Source organism: Bradyrhizobium sp. 23AC (genome assembly GCF_054863025.1).
Genome location: NZ_JAVAYN010000003.1, coordinates 293359 through 314122, shown reverse-complemented (window position 1 = coordinate 314122; position 20764 = coordinate 293359). Strand labels below are relative to the sequence as shown.

General features: G+C 63.9%; 20 protein-coding genes. 13 read left to right on the top strand and 7 right to left on the bottom strand.

Features of this window, described 5'->3' with window-relative positions:
• Window positions 1–213: 213 nt before the first annotated feature.
• On the top strand, window positions 214–627 hold the full coding sequence (locus RAD10_RS09825; RefSeq protein WP_461617289.1) for a hypothetical protein: 414 nt from the start codon (window positions 214–216) through the stop codon (window positions 625–627).
• A gap of 36 nt (window positions 628–663) precedes the next feature.
• Here the strand turns inward: RAD10_RS09825 and RAD10_RS09820 are convergent, their stop codons facing one another.
• From RAD10_RS09820 to RAD10_RS09810, 3 genes are all read right to left on the bottom strand, one after another.
• Entirely contained in the window at window positions 664–1221 is a 558-nt protein-coding gene (locus RAD10_RS09820; protein WP_091953754.1) for a hypothetical protein, read from the bottom strand.
• Window positions 1222–1255: 34 nt separating this feature from the next.
• Entirely contained in the window at window positions 1256–2419 is a 1164-nt protein-coding gene (locus tag RAD10_RS09815; protein ID WP_461617288.1) for a TAXI family TRAP transporter solute-binding subunit, read from the bottom strand.
• Between the two features lie 187 nt (window positions 2420–2606).
• Window positions 2607–3290, bottom strand: a complete 684-nt coding sequence (locus RAD10_RS09810; protein ID WP_461617287.1) for a GntR family transcriptional regulator — start codon at window positions 3288–3290, stop codon at window positions 2607–2609.
• Between the two features lie 174 nt (window positions 3291–3464).
• Between RAD10_RS09810 and RAD10_RS09805 the strand changes: the two genes are divergently transcribed.
• From RAD10_RS09805 to RAD10_RS09790, 4 genes are all read left to right on the top strand, one after another.
• Complete coding sequence (locus RAD10_RS09805; RefSeq protein ID WP_461617498.1) at window positions 3465–5180, top strand: IlvD/Edd family dehydratase; 1716 nt, start codon at window positions 3465–3467, stop codon at window positions 5178–5180.
• A 55-nt stretch (window positions 5181–5235) separates the two neighbouring features.
• Complete coding sequence (locus tag RAD10_RS09800) at window positions 5236–6231, top strand: TRAP transporter substrate-binding protein (RefSeq protein WP_461617286.1); 996 nt, start codon at window positions 5236–5238, stop codon at window positions 6229–6231.
• Window positions 6232–6418: 187 nt separating this feature from the next.
• A complete protein-coding gene (locus tag RAD10_RS09795) occupies window positions 6419–6997 on the top strand; it encodes a TRAP transporter small permease (protein ID WP_461617285.1) in 579 nt (192 codons plus the stop codon).
• On the top strand, window positions 6994–8334 hold the full coding sequence (locus RAD10_RS09790) for a TRAP transporter large permease (RefSeq protein ID WP_461617284.1): 1341 nt from the start codon (window positions 6994–6996) through the stop codon (window positions 8332–8334). Before RAD10_RS09795 ends, RAD10_RS09790 begins: the two co-directional genes overlap by 4 nt.
• Here RAD10_RS09790 and RAD10_RS09785 read toward each other — a convergent pair.
• Both RAD10_RS09785 and RAD10_RS09780 read right to left on the bottom strand, forming a co-directional pair.
• Window positions 8294–8902, bottom strand: coding sequence for a histidine phosphatase family protein (locus tag RAD10_RS09785; RefSeq protein WP_461617283.1), 609 nt, complete (start codon window positions 8900–8902; stop codon window positions 8294–8296). The two genes, RAD10_RS09790 and RAD10_RS09785, sit on opposite strands and share 41 nt — an antisense overlap.
• Window positions 8899–9693 (bottom strand): enoyl-CoA hydratase/isomerase family protein, encoded by a 795-nt coding sequence (locus RAD10_RS09780; protein ID WP_461617282.1) that lies wholly within the window; start codon window positions 9691–9693, stop codon window positions 8899–8901. The genes RAD10_RS09785 and RAD10_RS09780 overlap by 4 nt, the downstream gene beginning before the upstream one ends.
• 228 nt (window positions 9694–9921) lie before the next feature.
• Here RAD10_RS09780 and RAD10_RS09775 point away from each other — a divergent pair, with 228 nt between their 5' ends.
• Window positions 9922–11142: an NAD(P)/FAD-dependent oxidoreductase gene (locus RAD10_RS09775; protein ID WP_461617281.1), complete on the top strand. Its 1221-nt coding sequence runs from the start codon at window positions 9922–9924 to the stop codon at window positions 11140–11142.
• On the opposite strand, the gene rbsK is transcribed toward RAD10_RS09775, so the two are convergent.
• Together rbsK and RAD10_RS09765 are read right to left on the bottom strand one after the other, a co-directional pair.
• Entirely contained in the window at window positions 11143–12057 is a 915-nt protein-coding gene (gene rbsK / locus RAD10_RS09770) for a ribokinase (protein WP_461617280.1), read from the bottom strand.
• A 6-nt stretch (window positions 12058–12063) separates the two neighbouring features.
• On the bottom strand, window positions 12064–12957 hold the full coding sequence (locus RAD10_RS09765; RefSeq protein WP_183258548.1) for a sugar kinase: 894 nt from the start codon (window positions 12955–12957) through the stop codon (window positions 12064–12066).
• A 223-nt stretch (window positions 12958–13180) separates the two neighbouring features.
• Here RAD10_RS09765 and RAD10_RS09760 point away from each other — a divergent pair, with 223 nt between their 5' ends.
• The 7 genes from RAD10_RS09760 to RAD10_RS09730 all read left to right on the top strand — a co-directional run bounded on the left by RAD10_RS09760 (window position 13181) and on the right by RAD10_RS09730 (window position 20759).
• Window positions 13181–14029: a VOC family protein gene (locus RAD10_RS09760; protein WP_461617279.1), complete on the top strand. Its 849-nt coding sequence runs from the start codon at window positions 13181–13183 to the stop codon at window positions 14027–14029.
• 209 nt (window positions 14030–14238) lie between these two features.
• Window positions 14239–14946, top strand: coding sequence for a TetR family transcriptional regulator (locus RAD10_RS09755; RefSeq protein ID WP_461617278.1), 708 nt, complete (start codon window positions 14239–14241; stop codon window positions 14944–14946).
• Between the two features lie 282 nt (window positions 14947–15228).
• Window positions 15229–16038 carry an ABC transporter permease gene (locus RAD10_RS09750; protein WP_461617277.1) on the top strand — a complete coding sequence of 270 codons (810 nt, stop codon included), beginning with the start codon at window positions 15229–15231 and terminating at the stop codon, window positions 16036–16038.
• Between the two features lie 53 nt (window positions 16039–16091).
• Window positions 16092–17084, top strand: coding sequence for an ABC transporter substrate-binding protein (locus RAD10_RS09745; protein ID WP_461617276.1), 993 nt, complete (start codon window positions 16092–16094; stop codon window positions 17082–17084).
• A gap of 82 nt (window positions 17085–17166) precedes the next feature.
• The gene (locus RAD10_RS09740) at window positions 17167–18009 is read left to right on the top strand and encodes an ABC transporter ATP-binding protein (RefSeq protein WP_461617275.1); all 843 of its coding nucleotides are present in this window, start codon (window positions 17167–17169) and stop codon (window positions 18007–18009) included.
• A gap of 204 nt (window positions 18010–18213) precedes the next feature.
• On the top strand, window positions 18214–19611 hold the full coding sequence (locus tag RAD10_RS09735) for an enolase-like domain-containing protein (protein WP_461617274.1): 1398 nt from the start codon (window positions 18214–18216) through the stop codon (window positions 19609–19611).
• The gene (locus RAD10_RS09730) at window positions 19608–20759 is read left to right on the top strand and encodes a Gfo/Idh/MocA family protein (RefSeq protein WP_461617273.1); all 1152 of its coding nucleotides are present in this window, start codon (window positions 19608–19610) and stop codon (window positions 20757–20759) included. Before RAD10_RS09735 ends, RAD10_RS09730 begins: the two co-directional genes overlap by 4 nt.
• Window positions 20760–20764 lie beyond the last annotated feature (5 nt).

Genomic DNA, 20764 nt, shown 5'->3' with positions numbered 1-20764 from the left:
TCGTCATGGCCGGGCTTGTCCTGGCCATCTACGCCCTGCCACGCGGCCCAAAGAACGTGGGTGCCCGGGCCTCGCGTTGCCGAAGCGGCTTCGGCCGCGCAGGCGGACAAGCCCGGGCATGACGGTCCGTTGATCTAGATCAACCTTGCTCTCATCGTCTGGTTCTCGATCTGTACGATCATAGTTCGGCCATCGCCAGCGAGACCCACGACAATGCAAATCAAATTGTCAGTCATCGCGGTTTTCGCGATGACAGTGTCTAGTTCAGCGCTAGCCGTACCCCTCACCGAGGCCGAGGCGGCATTCCTCGACCAGCTTGTCACCGCATCAGTGGTGCTCGAACAGCGATGCGACGGTTACGAGGTCGATGGCAGCGGCAGCGTTCAGCTCGGCGCCCGGCTGCTCGGCAGTCCCGACGTCGCGATGGCCATGATCGACGCCTATGCCGCTGCCATCAAGGCTCGCGACGGAGAGAGCTACGATCCCCGCAAATTCCGTCCTGAAGTGTCCGACGCGGCCCGCAAAACGTTCAGGCGGGTCCGAACGGACCTGATCCAAAACCCGAAAAGGGCCTGCGCCGATTATGGCGAGACCAGCGTGGAGCGTGGCCTGCTGAGGCGGTACTGACGTCGTCAGTGACGTGATCGCATGACCTGTCGTACGTCATTTGGCAACGCGCGCTTCCTGTTTCTTGGTCACGTGCCAGAGCACCACATGGTAATGCGGCACATCCACGCCGGGGTGACCTGGGTTGAAGTAGAAGCTGACGTGGTCAACTGGTCCTGCTGACCCCGCCCCCTCCAAACTTTTGTGATCGTCGATGTCCTTGTTCGGGACCATGTAGACGGTCGCGACCAGACGGTCCCTGCGATCGAAGGTCAGGAACGGCCCCAGCGGCAAGGTGTCGGGCTTGACGAATATGATGCCGAGGCCCGGAAAGAACTTCGGAAAGTTCACGAGATCGCTGACCCGCTGGTATCCGTTTTTTTCCGCGACCTCCCGCTGGTTTGGCGGTGGACGAACGACTTTGTGCTTTCTATGTGCCTTCTTTCGGTGAGGGGCTGTCCTGGTTTTTTCGACCTCGTCGGCCGGTGGCGCTGTGCCCGGGAGCAGCTGCGGCGCTTGTGGCCAGAAGGGAGCAAATTGGGCGGCGGGGCGCCTCACATCGGCGATCAAGGCGAGCAACGCAACAAGGGCTGCGCCCACCACGGTTTTGCGCATCGATACCTCCCGAGGTTTGTTTGCCCAAGTTTGCTCACTTGGCCGGATTGCGTTCTCTCCAGCGCAGGAAATCCCGAAACAGTTCTTCGCGATCAGGTAGATCGGCAGTGGGCTTTCCCTCGAGGAACCGGCCGAACGCCTTGCGAAGCGCGGCTTCCCCTCCCGATTGCTGCTGGAGCCAGCGCTCTGCCGGTCGGAATCGTCGCCATCCGGGGAGTTGTGCGGCCAGGTTTACTTCGCGCCACTTAGGATGATGGGCATCGCCGAGAAATTCGGGAAAGCGCGTGAACAATGTCTGGACGAAGAATTCCAGCAACCGAAATCGCTCGTTGCCGCTCGGCCAGTTGTAGGCGAAGAGGGCGGATTTGATCGCGATCGTGTCAACGCTCGCTTCGGCGGCGATCAGATTCGGGTAGTCCTTGTGGCGGAACGTCGATGGCAGATAATCTTGTTGCAGCAGCTCCTTGAAGTAGGGGATCGGCAGGAGGTGAATACCATCGAGTTGCGAGACCTGCGTCAGGAAGCTGAGCGGTTTTCCTGAGACCAGCAGAGCGGCAGAGAGATCTCCCTTCCTCAGACCATCCAGCGCGGCCTCCGGTCCCAGGTTCGACTCCATGATCTTGACGCCCAGACGGTTCAACACTTCGCGGCCGAGAATGGCGCCGGCACTGCCGTCGTCCCCGAGATTGACCCTCTTTCCCGAAAGCTCCGTCAGGCTGCCGATTTCCGCCCGTGCGAGAAGATGGAACTCTTCGATATGGAGCGGGGCAATGTAGGTCAGCCTGTCAGAAATATCCCCGAAGGTCCTTGTCTCCCGGAGCCGGTCGACGAGGACGACGGGCGAAATCGCCACGTCGGCACCTGCGAGGGTGAGCACATCAAGGACGTTGCGGACACCACCGTCTCCCACAATGGGCAGGACCCGCAATGCGACCTGGCCATGAGGACCGGTCTCCTGACCGCCGGCGAGCGTGGTCGCAATGTCCCGAGCGATCGCGAATTCAGTGCATTGCGGCGAACCGGTTACAAATCCCACCGTAAACGGGTCCGCAGGTCGTCCCGTTTCCTTCTTGGGGGTGCCTTCCTTTCTCGGAGACACCTTCGTGGATTCGCTCGGAGAAGCCGACGGCCGCTTTTGCGCGAAAGAATCCTGGACCTGTCCGCCGAGCCAGGCCGCCGCAATCAATGCGATGAACAAACCGGTCCGCATCGCTCCGCAGACCCTCATTGTTCAACCTGCTCGGTCAGTCCTCCCTTGGGCGTGACATGCTGCGAGAAACTGCCACCCGCGGCATCCGAACCAAGACCGAGCCTTATGCTTGGCCTTCCAACGCGCCCGGGGCACCGGCGTTCCGTGATGGATGCCTGCAGCAGAAGTTTGCCGACTAGCGCCCGGCCTCGTCCGCAATCCGCGCCAGATAGTCCTTCTTGCTGAACTGCATATGATCCACACACAGCTGCGCCAGCGCCCAGCTGTCGCGCCCCCTCAACAGCTCGATCATCATCTCATGCTGCCGCCGCGATTGCGCGAGCCCTTCGCGGTCGGCGAGGTTCTTCGCGCGCATCGGCAGGGTCAGGTTCATGTAGTCCTGGAGCGAGCGGACCAGATAGGGATTGCCGCAGGCCGAGAACAGCGCGAGGTGGAAAGCGTCATTGGCTTCGTGGATGCCGCGCAGATCCTGCGCATCGGCTCTCGCGCAATATTGCCGTTGCAGCGCGGAGAGCTCGTCGATCAGCACTCGCGGCGCGGGCAGCGGGATCATCAGCGCGGCCTGCCGCGTCAGCATCTCCCGGACCTCGTAGATCTGCCGGACCTCCTCGGCCGAGTAGAACCGCACGGTGGCGCCGACGTTCTTCTCGCGGCGGACGATGCCGCGGCGCTCGGCATCCACCAAGGCTTGGCGCACGAAGTGGCGGGAGGTGCCGTAGCGCGACATCAGCGCGTCCTCGGTGAGGCGCGCGCCGGGCGGCAGGCGGCCGAAGATGATGTCCTCCTCCAGCCGCGCGACAATGTCGTCCGGATCGTCGTGCCGGACCGGCATGCTGTCTGCGGTGCGAATGTCGGACATGCCCTCGGCCTCCCGGCGTCTGGCCGGCTCGCCCTGTGGAGCAGGGAAGGGACGGATTGTCAATAATTTGTGCCGAAGAGGGTGCCTACCGGCCGAAAATGCGACAATATGGACCAAGCTTATTGACAATCGAGGTTCAGGCTGTACCACAATGGCAAGTGAAGGAGTGGCATGATGACGAGTGGTTTGCGCAAGGGTCTGACGAGCTATGGCGATGCCGGCTTCTCGCTGTTCCTGCGCAAGGCGTTCATCAAGGCCATGGGCTATTCCGACGACGCGCTGGAGCGTCCGATCGTCGGCATCACCAACACCTATAGCGACTACAATCCCTGCCACGGCAACGTCCCGCAGATCATCGAGGCCGCCAAGCGCGGCGTGATGCTGTCGGGCGCGATGCCGTTCGTGTTCCCGACCATCTCGATCGCCGAGAGCTTTGCGCATCCGACCTCGATGTATCTGCGCAATCTGATGGCGATGGACACCGAGGAGATGATCCGGGCCCAGCCGATGGATTCGGTAATCGTGATCGGCGGCTGCGACAAGACCCTTCCCGCGCAGGTGATGGCCGCGATCAGCGCCGACCTGCCGACCGTGGTCATTCCGGTCGGTCCGATGGTGGTCGGCCATCACAAGGGCGAGGTGCTGGGCGCCTGCACCGATTGCCGCCGTCTCTGGGGCAAGTATCGCGCCGGCGAAATCGACGATGTCGAAATCGAAGCAGTGAACGGCCGCCTCGCGCCGTCTGTCGGCACCTGCATGGTGATGGGCACGGCCTCGACCATGGCCTGCATGATCGAAGCCATGGGCCTGTCGCTGCCGATGAGCGCGACGATCCCGGCGCCGCATGCCGAACGTTTCCGTTTGGCGGAAGCGAGCGGCAAGGTTGCCGCCGAAATGGCCAAGTCCAAGGGGCCGAAGCCGAGCGAGCTTCTGACACCCGCGTCTTTCAAGAACGCGCAGGTCGTGCTCCAGGCGATTGGCGGCTCCACCAACGGCCTGATCCATCTGACCGCGATGGCGCATCGCTCGCCGCATCGGCTCGATCTCGAAGTGTTCGACCAGATCGGCCGCGAGGTGCCGGTGCTGGTCGACCTCAAGCCGTCGGGCGAACACTATATGGAGCATTTCCATCACGCCGGCGGCGTGCCGAAGCTGCTGGCGCAGCTCGGCGACCTCGTCGATCTCGACGCCAAGACGATCTCGGGCCAGACACTGCGCGACGTCGTCGCCGATGCGGAGGACGTGCCGGGCCAGGATGCGATCCGTCCGCGCGACAATCCGATCAAGACGGAAGGCGGCCTCGCCGTCCTGCACGGCAATCTCGCGCCGCGCGGCGCGGTGATCAAGCAATCGGCCGCGAGCCCGAAGCTGTTGAAGCATACCGGGCGGGCCGTCGTGTTCGAATCCGTCGAGGACATGACCTTGCGGGTCGACGATCCCGATCTCGACGTGACCGCCGACGACGTGCTGGTGCTGCGCAATGCCGGCCCGAAGGGCGCGCCGGGCATGCCGGAGGCGGGCTACCTGCCGATCCCGAAAAAGCTGGCGCGCGGCGGCACCAAGGACATGGTGCGCATTTCGGACGCGCGCATGAGCGGCACCGCGTTCGGCACCATCGTTCTGCACATCACCCCGGAATCCGCGGTGGGCGGGCCGCTGGCGCTAGTGAAGAACGGCGACATGATCAGCCTGGATGTGGCCAAGCGCAGCATCGAGCTACTGGTCGACGCGGCCGAGCTGGAGCGCCGGCGCGCTGCATTGAAGCCGGCCGCCGCGCCCGATGAAGCGCGGCGCGGCTATGCCTGGCTGTTCAACGAAACCATTATGCAGGCCGACGAGGGCTGCGACTTCGATTTCATGCAGAGGACTGGGAAGACCGAGACAAGCTGACCGAACGACGACTGCTCAGACCGCAGAAGCGGCGGGCATAACACAGGGGGAAACGATGATTGCACGATCCATGCGTGGGTTGGCGGCTGCGGCCGCCGTGCTGTTCGTGACCGGGGCGGGGGCGCAGGAGGTGAAGCATTATCGCTTCGCCTACGACCAGCCGCGCAACACCGGCTATTCCATCGCGGGCGACATCTTTGCCGAAAAGCTCAAGGAGTTGAGCAAAGGCACCATGATCATCGACCAGTATCCGGGCGCCCAGCTCGGGCAGGAGCCGCAAGTGCTCCAGCTCGTGAAAGCCGGAGACGTCGAATTCTCCATCATCTCCTCCGCGAACACCGCGACGATCTCGCCGCAAGCCGGCGTGATGTCGCTGCACTATCTGTTCCGCGACGAGAACCACGTGGTCAAGGGCCTCGCGGATCCCCGCGTGTTCGAAGCGCTCAAGGCCATGATCGACGAGACCACCCAGGGCCTGCATGTGATCGCGACCGGCTCGCAGGGCGTGCGCCACATGTACGCGAAGCGGGAGATCCGCAATGTGGCTGATATCAAGGGCGCAAAGGTCCGCGTGCAGGCGACCGCGACCGAGGACACCATGTTCCCGGCCTACGGTGCCCAGACCGTGCACATGCCGTTCGGCAGCGTCTACACGAGCCTGCAGACTGGCGTCGTCGACGTCGCCGAGAACAGCATCAACGTCTACCTCGTCAACAAGCATTACGAGGTCGCGCCGGTCCTCAACATCACCGAGCACGAGGCCAACAACGCGCTGGTGTTCATCTCCGACAAGCTCTGGCAGAGCCTCTCGGCCGAGCAAAAGGGCTGGGTGCAGGCCGCGGCCAACGAGATCAGCACCAAGGAGCCGGCGAAGGCGTTCGAGCTGGAGCGCACCGCGGCCGAGAAGCTGAAGAAGATGGGCGTGAAGATCGTCGACAACGTCGACAAGAAGAGCTTCACGGCGGTCGCCGATCCCTATCTCGACAAGCTCGCCAAGGAGCTCGGCCCGCACGCCGAGAAGGTCAAGGATCTGATCCGGTCGATCAATTAGGTCGCTTGCGGCCATCCTTCGAGACGCCCGCCTTGCGGCGGGCCCTCAGGATGAGGTCTCGTTTCGCGGCGAGATTTTAGACCCTCATGGTGAGGAGCCCGCGAAGCGGGCGTCTCGAACCATGCAGGCCAAGCGTGATCGGCAGCTTCCCAGCCGTCACATCCGATAGCTTTGGGAGGGGGGACTAATGGCCATCGCCGACAAACTGCTCGTGCATCGCCAACGCCACCTGAAATGGCGCTGGCTCGACTGGCTCGAGCTCGCGCTGATGATCCTCTGCGGCGTGCTCTGCTTCGGCTTCTCGCTGTCGGTCACCGCCGACATCGTCACCCGGACCATCGGTCATCCCTGGCTGTGGCTCCAGGAGGTCACCTCGACGCTGTTCATCTACGCGATCTTCGTCGGCACGGCGGCCGCGACCCGGCGCAACGACCACCTCTATCTCACCGCGATCTCCGAGGCCTTGCACGGCACCTCGCGGCTGATCGTCGAGCTGATCATCCGCCTCGTCGTGCTCGGCGTCGCCTTCTGCCTGATCTGGTACGGCTATCAGAATTATCTGCGCGGCTTCGGCAGCTTTCGGTTGCCGTCCGGCACCCCGATCGCTTCGCTCTACGCGATCATTCCATTGTCGGGCGTGCTGATCGGCTTGTTCACCATCGAGCAGCTCGTCAACGGCCTGCGCAACGGCTTCGACCATCCCGAGCCGCCCGAGGAGGATGGAACGCCCATCGTCACCGACGCGCAGGCGAGGGCGCAGCTATGAGCGCACCTGTTGTTCTGGCGTTGATGACGATCTGCTTCCTGTCATTCGGCTATCTCGGCGTGCCCGTGCCGTTCTCGCTGATGGCCGGCGTCTTCATCGGCGCTCTCCTGTCCGACGTTTCGCTCGCCGCCATCATCCAGAAGATCTTTGACGGTGTCGATTCCGAGGCGCTGCTGGCGATCCCGTTCTTCCTGCTGGTCGGCGAGCTCATGAGCTCGGCGAACGTGGTGGTGCGAATAGCCAATCTCTCGGTATCGCTGGTCGGGCATATCAGGGGCGGGCTGTCGCAGGTCGTGGTTGTCTTCAGCATGTTCTTCTCGGAAATGTCGGGCTCGACCACCGCCGACGTCGCCGTGATGAGCCGGGCGCTTGGCGGGCCGATGAAGCGCGAAGGCTATGATCCGGCTTTCATCGCCGCTATCATCGCCTCGGCCTCCACAATTGCCGCGCTGGTGCCGCCGAGCATTACCGCCGTAGTCTATGGCGCGGTCGGCAACGTCTCGATCGCGGGCCTGTTCATGGCGGGCGTGGTGCCCGGCCTGATGATCGGCTTCGGTCTGATGCTTTATTGCTACTTCTTCGGCCCCTCGGGCCTGCGCAAGCCGCGCGCGCCGCTGCGGCAGGTTGTGTTCGCCGCCGGCGATGCGGCCTTGCCGCTGATGATCCCGGTGATCCTGCTCGGTGGCATCCTGACCGGCTGGTTCACGCCGACCGAAGCCGGCGTGGTCGCCGTGGTCTGGATCGTCCTGGTCGTGATCCCCGCGCTCAATCGCGGGCACATCAAGAATATCCCTTACGATTTCTGCATTGCCGGACTGATCTTCTCGCTGCCGCTGGTCACCATCGGCGCAGCCAATGCCTTCGGCTGGATGCTCGCTTATCTCAGGGGCGCGAGCTACATCGCCGAAATCATCACCTCGATGGCAGGTAACGATCCGCATCTGATCATGCTGCTGATGGTGCTGCTCTTCACAGTCGTCGGCGACTTCATCGAACCGGTGCCGACCATCATCATCTTCATGCCGCTGGTCAACACACTGACGGAGGCGGGTGACATCAATAGCGTCCATATGGGCGTGGTGCTGATCGCGACGCTGGCCTTCGGCCTGATCACGCCGCCTTACGGGCTGGTGCTGCTGATGGCGTCGAAATTCGTCGGCATAAGTTTCGCGAAAGCGCTACGCGCTGCGTTGCCGATCTATCTGGTGTTCCTGGGGACGATCGCATTCGCGATCTACTTCCCGAGCGTGGTGCTGTGGCTGCCGCAGAAGGTGCTGCCGGAATCGGTCGGCTGCTTCAAGTCGCCGGCGGGGACGGGCTATATCTGTCCAAAGTAACGACTTGCTCGACCCGCCAATGCGCGCCGTCGCAGACGTAGCGAAACGGCGTGCCATGGCTATTCTTGAAGTAGCTGCCGCACAGCGCGTTGGCCATCCCCTGCATCACGGCGTCGTGGCAGACGAACAGCAAATTATCACCGGGATGACGGCCGAGCCACGCGGAGACGCAAGCCAGCGACCGTTCCGTCATGGCGTCCCAGCTCTCGCCGTCGGCCGGCAGGATCGAGACGAGGCCCGTCGCTGACGTGACGCCGTGCTTGATCATGAGGTCGCGAACGGGCAGGCCTTCAAAGCTCCCGAAGTCGAACTCGATGATGCCGTCGTCGATCGCGAGCGGCACCGAGATCGCGGCCGCGATGATCTCGGCCGTGCGCGCCGCGCGGGCCAAGGGACTTGCGACGATACGGCTGATGCCGGCATCGCGCAGCATGTCCACGGCCTCGTGCGCCTGCCTGAGGCCGTCCTCGTTCAGCGGATTGTCGGTCCGCCCCTGGAATCGTCCCTCGCGATTCCAGTCGGTTGCGCCGTGACGCAGGCCGTAGAACGTACGCGCTGGCGTCGTCACTTCGACTTGCTCGTGAATTTCTTCACGGCGCTGCGAAATTCCTCCGTGTTCATCGCCATGATGATCTTGTGCTCCTCGGCATCGAGCTGCTGCTTCACCGGCGTGGTGGCGGCCTGATAGACCAGCGATTTGGTGCCGGCGATTGCGGCCGGCGGGTTCTGCGCCAGACGCTCGGCGAGTTTTCGCGTGGCCGCCTTCAGTTCGGCGGCCGGAACGGTCTTGGCGACGAGGCCCCATTCATAGGCCTGCTGCGCGGTAAAATTGTCCTCGGACAGGAAGATCTGCAGCGCGCGGCGGGAGCCGACCGTGCCGACGATGCCGACCGTCGAACCGCCGTCCGGCGACACGCCGATCTTGGCATAGGCAGGTGTGAACTTGGCATCATCGGCGGCGATGCAGAGATCGGTGACGAAGGCGAGGCCCATGCCGGCGCCGGCGGCCGAGCCGTGCACGCTGGACAACGAAATTTTCGGCATGCGCCTGACGATCTCGATGAAGGCGTGATAGTGCTTCAAGAGCTCGCCGACCACGGGGGTCACCGTGCCCGCTTCGGCGGCGGCACCAATCGTCTGCAGATCGCCGCCGGCCGAGAACGCTCGGCCCTCGCCTTCGAGCACGACGACCCTGATGGCGTCGTCGCCTTCGAGATAGGCCGCGAGCTGCTCGAGCTTCTGCGCGATGGCGAGGTTGATGGAGTTGTACGCTGTGGGGCGGTTGAGCGTGATGGTCGCGATCGGGCCGTCGATCCGCAGCAGGGCGGGATCATCGGGCTGGGAGATGGGATCTGGCATCTGAGAAGGTCTCCGGCAGGAGGTGGTTGCTGCAACTAAATCGCAGAAGCGGAGGAGTGACAATCCCCGACCGCCGCCCTTGCGCGGGGCGAAACGATAGGCTCAAATGGGGCCGCCTTCGCCAAGGGACGGACACGAGCGCCGGCTCCTCGTAAGGCCAGCAACCAAAATCAGCGAGAGAGGAGACGACATGGGTCAAGCTCGTGTCTTCCGGAAATGGGCTGTCCAATGAGCGACGGTCCGGTGATCATCGTCGGTGCCGGCCATGGCGGCTATCAGGTCGCGGCATCGCTGCGCCAGGCGGGCTTTTCCGAGCGCATCTGCCTGATCAATGACGAGGCGCATCTGCCCTATCAGCGGCCGCCTTTGTCCAAGGCCTATATCAAGGGATCGGCCGGGCCGGAGAGCCTGATGTTCCGCCCCGAAAAATTCTACCAGGACCAGAAGATCGAGCTGATCGCGGGGCGCGCGGTGTCGATCGATCGTGCCGGCCACAAGGTGCTGCTCGCCTCGGGCGAGACGCTGGCATACGCTCACCTCGTGCTGGCGACCGGCGCGCGCAACCGGCTGCTCGACCTGCCCAACGCCAATCTGCCCGACGTGAAATATTTGCGCATCCTCGACGAGAGCGATGCGCTGCGTGCGATCATGCCCTCGAAGACACGGGTCGTGGTGATCGGCGCCGGCTTCATTGGTCTCGAATTCGCGGCCACCGCCCGGATCAAGGGCCTCGAGGTCGACGTGCTCGAGCTTGCCCCGCGCGTGATGGCGCGTGCGGTGACGGCGGAGGTGTCGGAGTATTTTCAGGAGCGCCATCGCGAGGCCGGTATCCGCGTCCATCTCGGCGTGCAGGCGACCTCGATCGAGGCAGAAGGCGGCAAGGTCACCGGGGTCTCCCTGAGCGACGGACGGCATCTGCCCGCCGACCTCGTCGTGGTCGGCGTCGGCGTGCTGCCGAACATCGAGCTTGCAGCTGAAGCCGGGCTGCCGGTCGCCGCCGGCATCATCGTCGACGAATATCTGTCGACGGCTGACCCTGACATTTCCGCGATCGGCGATTGCGCGCTGTTCGCAAGCCCGCGCTTCGGCGGCTCGCTGCGGCTGGAATCGGTGCAGAACGCGACCGACCACGCCCGCTGCCTCGCCGCGCGGCTGACCGGCGACAAGAAGCCCTACGACAGCCATCCCTGGTTCTGGAGCGACCAGGGCGACGACAAGCTCCAGATCTCAGGCCTCACCACTGGCTACGACCGCGTCGTGCTGCGTGGCAGCGCCGCGAACAAGGCGTTCTCCGCGTTCTGCTACAAGGGTGAGACGCTGCTCGGCATCGAATCCATCAACCGCGCCGGCGACCACATGTTCGGCCGCAGGCTGCAGGGCATGAATCGCTCGATCACGCCGGCGCAGGCTGCGGACGATAGCTTTGACCTGAAGAGCGCGCTGGCGTGATCAGCCAGCGCGGAGCACAGCCGCCACTTCCGCGGCCGTCGGCATCGACGGCCCCGCGCCCATGCGCTGCACGCTGATCGAGGCGGCGGCGTTGGCGAAGGCGAGGGCGGCACGTAAGGGCACACCGTCAGCCAGCTTCGCGGCGAGCGCGCCGACAAAACAATCGCCGGCGCCGGTGGTATCGACCGCCTTTACGGCATGCCCGGGCACGGCGACCTCTTCGCGCCCCGCAAGCGCAAGCACGCCGCGCTTGCCGAGTGTGATGCAGATGGTCTGGTCCGCGCGCGCCTGAAGTTTTCGCGCGACGTCGAAGATTTTCGCGGGCTCGTCGCTGTCGGAGAGTTCGGCGCCGGCGAGGAAGCCGAGCTCGGTCTCGTTCAGCACGAGGATGTCGACCAGCGTGAGCAGCTCGCTCGACATCTTTTGCGCCGGCGCCGGGTTGAGCACGGTCACGACGCCGGCCTCGCGCGCGCGCCGGAAGAACGCGGCGATCGTCGGCAGCGGGATCTCGAACTGGCTGACCGCGACATCGCCCTTCGCCAGCGGCACGTCCGCCACATCATCCGCGCCGACCTGCGCATTGCTGCCGGGGATGACGACAATCGTATTGTCGGAGGCGGCGACGGTGATGATCGCGGTGCCAGTATGCGTGTCGGCGTCGCGCACCGAGCCGAGGTCGATACCCTGCGCGCCGAGGAACGTCTTCAGCTCAGCGCCAAATGAATCCTTCCCCAATCGCCCGATCAACGTGGTTTTCGCGCCAAGCCGTGACGCGGCCACCGCCTGGTTCGCCCCCTTGCCGCCTGGAAAATACAGCACCTCCCGGCCGGCGACGGTCTCGCCGACGCGCGGGTGGCGATCGGCGGTCGCCACCACATCCATGTTGATGCTGCCGGCGACGAAAACGCGCCCCATCTGGATCTAAACCCTGACCTCGAACTCGTGCCGGACCTTGGCGATATCGACGAGCGTCGGCAAGCCGGCCTCGTTGCCGAGGCGCTGGATCTTGAAGGTCGAGGCGGCCCGGGCAAAATCAAAGTGCTCGCGCCAGCTTTTGCCGGGATGAGCGAGGTAGGAATAGACATAGGCGCCGTGGAAAACGTCGCCGGCGCCATTGGTGTCGATCACGCGCTCGCGCGGGATCGGCATCGCCGGCATCACCTGCACCGTCCCTGTTTCGTCGTACCAGAGCAGGCCCTTCTCGCCCATGGTGATGCCGCCGATCCTGCAGCCGCGGCTCTTGAGATAGTCGAGCATCTTCTCCGGCGTCAGGTCCATCTGCTCGCAGAGGCGCTCGGCGACGATGGCGACGTCGATATATTCCAGCAGCTCATGGGTGTTGGTGCGCAGGCCGCCGCCGTCGAGTGAGGTCAGAATGCCGGCCTCGCGGCAGACCTTGGCGTAGTGGATCGCGGCATCGGGCTGATGACCATCCACGTGCAGCGCGCGGCAGCCGCCGAGATTGAGCATCGGAAAGGGATGGATGTGCTCGTCGTCGCGGCAGCGGACGATGGCGCGCTTGCCGTCCTTGGGCATGATGAAGGAGAGCGAGGACTGGTTGACCTTCCGCCCGTGCAGCGAGATCGCGTATTTCGCGCACATGTCCTGGAACATGCGCCCCAGCCAGTCATTGGCCGCGGTGGCGATGAGATCCGGCACGATGCCGAGCTTGGCGCAGCAGAACGCCGCCGTCACCGCGTTGCCGCCGAAGGAGACCGCGTAGTCCGAGGCCACGTGCTTCTCGTCCCCGGTCGGCATGTGGTCGGTGATGAAGACGACGTCGATATAGGTCTGTCCGATGAAGAGAGCCTGCATTGCTTGTCCGTCATGCGCTTTGTGGTCCAGGCCGGCGCGCTTACTGTAGCACCGGTTCCGCTCAGGGATCGCTGAAATTATTCGCAAATCTGCCGCCCCAAGCGCTTGAGGTCAGCATGAGGCCGGAATACGACCATCACCGGGCGATGCCAAGCCCGGACAAGCGCCGTGTTTCGGTGCATTGGTTCCAGGTCAATATAAGGGTCGATCAAAAGGGGGACATATGATCACCGGCCTCGATCACGTCGTCGCTCTGGTCAGGGATATCGGTGCAGCCAAGGCGGCCTACCAGACGCTGCTCGCCCGCGCGCCGGCATGGCAGAATTCCGGCGAGGGCGCCGATCGCGTGCTGTTCACCCTCGAGAACATGACGATCGAATTGATGGCGCCGAGCGGTTTCAGCGTGACGGCCGATCGCATGCGCGCGCTGCTCGACGACCAGGAGGGCGTGCTCGCCAGCCTGTGCTTTCGTGTCGCAGACATGAGCAGGATGCATCGGCGGCTGCAGCGGGTGGCCTTGAGCCCGGATCCGGTCGCCGAGGTCGAAAGCAGCGATTCGGAAACCGGCAACGTCCTGCACTGGAAGCGCACGCGCGCCGCCACGGAACTCACGCGCGGCGTACGCATGTTCTTCCTCGAGCTGGCCGACGAGCGCCCGCTTTCAGTCGCGACCGACGTCGCACCGATCGACGCGCTCGACCATGTCGTGGTCACCACCGAGGATTCCGAACGCGCTGCCGCGCTCTATGGCGCACGGCTCAGGCTCGATTTGGCGCTCGACCGCTCGCACCAGGATTGGGGCCAGCTGATGTTCTTCCGCTGCGGCGATCTGATCGTCGAGGTGGTGCGCCGGCCAGTCGCCGGCGGTGACCTCGCGCATGACCGTCTGTGGGGCCTGAGCTGGCGGGTCGCCGACATCGACGCCACGCGCGCCCGCCTGATCGCCGCCGGCCTCGACGTCACCGAGGTTCGCAACGGCCGCAAGCCGGGCACGCGAATCATGACGGTGCGCAACGGCACCTGCGGCATTCCGACGGTTCTGCTGGAGCGCTCGCCCAAGCCGGTGGAGTGAAAGCGGTCTTTCCACTCGAAGACTCTCGTAGGGTAGGAAAAGCGAAGCGTGCCCACGTCATGCCCAATGATGGGATGACGTGGGCACGGCGCAAGAGCGCCTTTGCCCACCCTACGAAACCGGCTTGCTTGGCTTTCACTGTCGCGAAACTATGCGGCGGGCTGCCCGCGTGTTACACGCGTATCCCGAGCACCCAGCGAGCACCCGGTTTGGCGAAGGCAAAGCGAACCCTGAAATGGCAGCGCGATCCCGAGGGGATGCGGCTGCGCATTCTCGAAGCCGCCAAGCAGGAGTTTTCCGCTCACGGGCTCGCCGGCGCGCGCGTCGACCGCATTGCGGCCAAGGCCGGCGCCAACAAGCGCATGCTGTACTACCACGTCGGCAACAAGGACGAGCTTTACCTTGCGGTGCTCGAAGGCGCCTATGACAAGATCCGCAGCGAGGAGCGGGGGCTCGATCTCGAGCATCTCGAGCCGCCCGAGGCCATCAGGCGGCTGATCGAGTTCACCTGGAACTACTTCCTGCGCAATCCCGAATTCCTGTCGCTGCTCCAGACCGAGAACCTCGCGCGCGCAAAGCACCTGAAGAAATCGACCAAGGTCAAGTCGATGCACTCGCCCTTCGTCGAGATGATCCGCACCGTGGTGCGGCGCGGCGTCGACAGCGGCGACTTCCAGGTCGCAGTCGATCCGGTGCAGCTCTACATCTCGATCGCAGGGCTCTGCTTCTTCTACCTCTCGAACTCGGCGACGCTTAGCGTGATCTTCGGCCGCGACCTCCTGGACAAAAAGGCCAAGGACGAGCGGTTGGCCCACATGGTCGGCCTGGTGCTGGCCGCGCTGACCGGGCAGTCCGTGGCGCTGTTCGAGATCGCGAAGGCGCCGAAGTCGCGCGCCGCGGTGGCGCAGACGGTGTAGCGGCGTACAGCGCGCTGGTAGACGGCCCGACCGTTCCCACAATTTCAGTGTCATCGCCCGCGAAAGCGGGCGATCCAGTATTCCAGAGAGCGTGAGGGCGCCCCGGAGAGGCCGCGGCGTACCGGATTCCCCGCTTTCGCGGGGAATGACACCGAGGATTGGGCGCGCTCTTCGAAACCATCCGGAACCGCCGCCGCAAAACGTCACAGGGAAAGCTCTGGACAGTATTTATCCAACGGGTTAATTTCTCCCCACAACGAAGAAGACTGCCGGGAGTGAAAATTGGCCGAGCCGAAGCCGCAGAATGCGATCTCCAAGGTGCTGAATGCGGCCTGGGTTCGGCCGTTCTTGTTCCTCGTCTTCATCGTCGTTGCCTGGGATCTGGCCATCCGGCTGTTCAGAATCCCTGCCTACCAGATCCCGTCGCCTCTCGACGTTGTTGCGGTGCTGCGTACCGACTGGCCGGAATTGCTGCGCCAGTCCTGGCCGACGACCTATGCGACGGTCTGCGGTTTCGCGCTGTCGGCGCTGTTCGGCATTCCCGTCGCGATGCTGATCGCAGGCTCGAAGACGGTGGAGAGCTACGTCTATCCGCTGCTGGTGTTCTCGCAATCCGTGCCCAAGATCGCGATCGCGCCGCTGTTCGTGGTCTGGTTCGGCTTCGGCATCATTCCAAAGGTGATCTCGGCGTTCCTGCTCGGCTTCTTCCCGGTGGTGGTCTCGGCCGTGCAGGGCTTCAAATCGGTCGATCCTGACATGGTCGACCTCGCCCGCGCCATGCAGGGCAGCCGCTTCCAGGTGTTTTGTGCGGTGAATCTGCCGCACGCGCTGCCTGCGATCTTCTCGGGTCTCAAAGTGTCGGTGACGCTCGCGGTGGTCGGCGCCGTCGTCGGCGAGTTCGTGGGGTCCAATTCCGGCATCGGCTACGTGATGCAGCGCTCGATCGGCACTTTCGACCTGCCGACCATGTTCGCGGCCCTCGTCATTCTCGCGCTGCTCGGCGTGATCCTGTTCTGGATCGTGGACCGGATCGAGAAGCTGGTCATTCCATGGCATGTCAGCCAGCGCGAGGACGTGATTTTCGCTTCTTAACTAGCACAAACGGCCACCAGCGGCCGAAACAACAACGGCAAGGGAGAGTGACGATGAAGCGGTTGATTGGGGCTGTCTCAGCGGTGCTGATGGTGTTTGCGGCCATGCCGGCGCAAGCGGCCGACAAGGTCGTGCTGATGTTGAACTGGTACGTCTACGGCGAGCACGCGCCGTTCTATTACGGCAAGGCCAAGGGCATCTACGCCGCCGAAGGCATCGATCTCGAGATCCAGGAAGGCCGCGGCTCAGCTGCGACCACGCAAGCCGTCGCTGCCAAGACCGCCGATTTCGGCTATGTCGACGTTCCCACCATGATGCGCGCCGCGATCAAGGGCGCGCCCGTGGTTGCGACCGGTGTGCTGCTGCAGACCTCACCGATGTCCGCCATGGGTTTTGCTGACAAGAACATCAAAAAGCCCGAAGACATCAAAGGCAAGACGGTGGCGATCACGCCGGCCGATTCCATGACCCAGATCTGGCCGCTGTTCCTGAAGAAGACGGGTCTGAAGGAGAGCGACTTCCAGACCGTTGCCGGCGACGGCCAGACCAAGCTCAACGCGGTCATCAACGGCCAGGCTGATCTGCTGCTCGGCTATGTCATGGACCAGTCGATGAAGATCAAGGACGCCACCGGCAAGGACGTCTACCCGATCAAGTTTGCCGACTATGGCATCAACATGGTCTCCTCCGGCATCATCGCCAATGCCGACTATGTGAAGGCCAATGCCGATCTGGTCCGCCGCTTCATGTCGGCGACGACCAAGGCGGTCGAAGCCGGCGAGAAGGAGCCGAAGGCGGCCGCGCAGTCGATTCTCGATGCCAACCCCAAGGGCGGCAAGATCGACACGCTGACGCAGGGCTTTGAGCTGACCATTCCGCTGTACCGGACCGCGGAGACCAAGAGCAAGCGGCCGTTCCAGGTCACCGACCAGAACATGACGGACTCCGTCAATCTGATGGTCGAATATGGCGGACTGGATGCCAAGGCCAAGGACAACCCGAAAGCCTTCTACACCAACGACTATCTGCCGAAGAGTGGCTCGTGAAAGCAACCAACACCGTCATTCCGGGTTCGCCCCTACGGGCGCCCCGGAATGACGATTCATATCGCCGTGTGGACTTGATCGGATGAAAGCAGCAGAAGCGATATCTCCCGTCCAGCCCACCGCACATCTGAGACTGGTGAGCGACCGGGCCGGTGATGCCTCGGGTATCAAGCTCTCAGGCGTGTCGAAGACCTACCGGACGCGCGACGGCGATGTGCCGTCGCTGCGGCCGCTCGACTTCCACATCAATGACGGCGAGTTCTTCGTCGTGGTCGGGCCATCCGGCTGTGGCAAGTCCACGCTGCTCAAGCTGATCTCGGGCTTGCTGCCGCCGACATCGGGCGAGATCCTGGTCGAAGGCGAGAAGGTGACGACCCCGCACGGCAATGTCGGCATCGTCTTCCAGAATGCGCTGCTGCTGCCCTGGCGCAACATCCTGTCCAACGTCATGCTGCCGATCGACATGAAGCGGCTGCCGCGGGACGAATATCTTGCCCGTGCCAAGGCGCTGTTGAAGCTGGTCGGGCTCGAAGGCTTCGAGAAGAAGCTGCCCTGGCAGCTTTCCGGCGGCATGCAGCAACGTGCCTCGATCTGCCGCGCGCTGGTGCACGATCCCAAGATCATGCTGATGGACGAGCCGTTCGGCGCGCTGGACGCACTGACGCGCGAGCGGATGAATGTCGAGCTGATGCGGATCCAGCGCGAGACCAGGAAGACGGTGCTGCTGATCACGCATTCGATTCCGGAAGCCGTGTTCCTCGCCGACCGCGTCCTCGTCATGACCGAGCGTCCCGGCGCGGTCGCCGCGATCTACGACGTACCGCTGCCGCGCCCGCGCTCGCTCGACGTAATGGCCGACCCGGTTTTCACCGAACTCGTGCAGCGCATCCGCAAGCATTTCTTCTCGCAAGGGGCATTGGACTGAGGCAATGCGATTGATCTCGGCTGCAACCACGACGACGGTGCGCTCCCTCTCCCGCTTGCGGGGGAGGGTTGGGGAGGGGGTGTCTCCGCTCGCGAGGACCCCTAAGAGGAGAAAAACCCTCACCCGGCGCGTTGCGCCGACCTCTCCCGCAAGCGGGAGAGGTGCACCGCCGCCGTGGCGAAATCGTCGGGACTAACTAGCACTATGTCACCCCGCTTGAAGCTGCGAGACATCGCCTTCTTCGAACGTCCCGTGCAGTTCGCGCGACCGTTCCGCTTCGGCGCGATCACGATCAACGCGGCGCCGCAGCTGTTCGTGCGCGCCGAGATCGAGGTCGAGGGCAGGGGCGTTGCGGTCGGTGCCAGTGCCGAGCTGCTGGTGCCAAAGTGGTTTGACAAGCGGCCGGAGCTCTCACCGGCGCAGACGGTGGATGGGCTGCGACGATCGCTCGAGATTGCGCGGGGGCTCTATCTGGCGCGCACCGGATACCAGACCGCGTTCGATCTGCATGCCTCGTGCATCGGTGCCCAGGTCGCGACCTGCGCGAAGAAGAACATTCCGCCGCTCGCCGCGGCTTACGGTCCGGCGGAAATCGACAAGGCCATCCTCGACGCGTTGCTGCGCGCCGCCGAAACCAGCTTCTTCGATGGAATGGCCGGCAACATCGCCGGCATCGATGCGCGACTCTCGCCTGACCTCGTGGGATTGGACATCACCACCTTTCTCTCCGGCCGGGTACCGCTGGAGCGTGTTGCCATCAGGCATACCGTAGGCCTTGATGATGCCGTCGAAGGCGAGGGCGGCGTCGCCGATGCCCGCGAGAACTCCGCTGCAAGATACTTCAAGCTGAAGCTGTCGGGCGATCCCGCAGCCGACGCGGCGCGGCTCGCCCGCATCGGCAAGGAGCTCGCTACGTTGGGACACGACTACAAGGTGACGCTCGACGCCAACGAGCAATATGCCGACCTCGCTGCGTTGCAGGCGCTGATGGGCCGGCTCGATCACGACGCAGCGCTACGCCCGATCGCCACGCGCTTGCTCTATGTCGAGCAGCCGATGCCGCGCGACATCACGAGGCAATCGCCGCTTGGCGCATTGGTCGCGCACGGTTTCATCATCGACGAGGCCGACGATTCTTACGATGCGTTCCCGGCAGCGCGGGCGCTCGGCTATTGCGGCATTTCCTCGAAATCCTGCAAGGGACTCTACAAGTCCATCATTAACGCGACGCGCGCCGCGAAGTGGAGCGCGGACGGCGAGAGGTTCTTCGTCACCGGCGAGGACCTCACCTGCCAGGCCGGCCTCGCCGTGCAGCAGGACCTCGCACTGGGGGCCTTCCTTGGCGTCACCCATGCCGAACGCAACGGCCATCACTATGTCGACGGCTTTGGCGAGACGCCTCTCGCCGAAGCGCGGGCCTTCGCCGCGGCGCATCCCGATCTCTATGCCGATTCCGGGCAGGGCATCCGGCTTTCCATTCACGACGGCGATCTCCTGACGGGATCGCTCAACACGGTGGGCTTTGCGACGTCGGTCCATCCGGACTGGTCGGCGCTCCGCCCGCTCGAACAGCCAAGATCACTTCAGGAGCATTTGACATGACCACCCAACGCCTCGGCCTCATCATGAACGGCGTCACCGGCCGCATGGGGCTCAACCAGCATCTGATCCGCTCGATCGTCGCGATCCGCGAGCAGGGCGGTGTACGGCTGAAGAACGGCGACCGCGTGATGCCCGATCCGATCCTGGTCGGCCGCAGCGCCGAGAAGGTCGAGGCGCTCGCCAAGCGCTACAACATCACACGCTGGACCACGGATCTCGATGCGGCGCTCGCCGACAAGAACGACACCATGTTCTTTGATGCCGCGACCACGCAGGCGCGCCCGGGTTTGCTGACCCAGGCGATCAATGCCGGCAAGCACGTCTATTGCGAAAAGCCGATCGCGACGAACTTCGAGGAAGCGCTCGAGGTCGTGAAGCTTGCGAACGCCAAGGGCGTCAAGCACGGCACGGTGCAGGACAAGCTGTTCCTGCCCGGCCTGAAGAAGATCGCGTTCCTCCGCGATAGCGGCTTCTTCGGCCGCATCCTCTCGGTGCGCGGCGAGTTCGGCTACTGGGTGTTCGAAGGTGGTTGGCAGGAAGCGCAGCGGCCGTCCTGGAATTATCGCGACGAGGACGGCGGCGGCATCATCCTCGACATGGTCTGCCACTGGCGCTACGTGCTCGACAACCTCTTCGGCGAGGTCGAGAGCGTGAGCTGCATCGGAAACACCGATATCCCCGAGCGCTATGACGAGCAGGGCAAGAAGTACAAGGCGACCGCCGACGACTCGGCTTATGCGACGTTCCAGCTCAAGGGCGGCGCCATCGCCCATATCAACATGTCCTGGGTGACGCGTGTCTATCGCGACGACCTCGTCACCTTCCAGGTCGACGGCACGCTCGGCTCGGCCGTCGCGGGGCTCACCGACTGCATGATCCAGGCGCGACAGGCTACCCCGAGGCCGGTGTGGAATCCCGACGAGAAGCGGCTGCATGATTTCTACGGCGACTGGCAGAAGCTGCCTGACAACGTCAGCTACGACAACGGCTTCAAAGAGCAGTGGGAGATGTTCATCCGCCACGTCTACGAGGATGCGTCCTACAAGTTCACGCTGCTCGAAGGCGTCAAGGGCGTGCAACTCGCCGAATGCGCGCTGAAGAGCTGGAAGGAGCGGCGCTGGATCGACGTCGCGCCGATTAAGGTCTGAGGAGG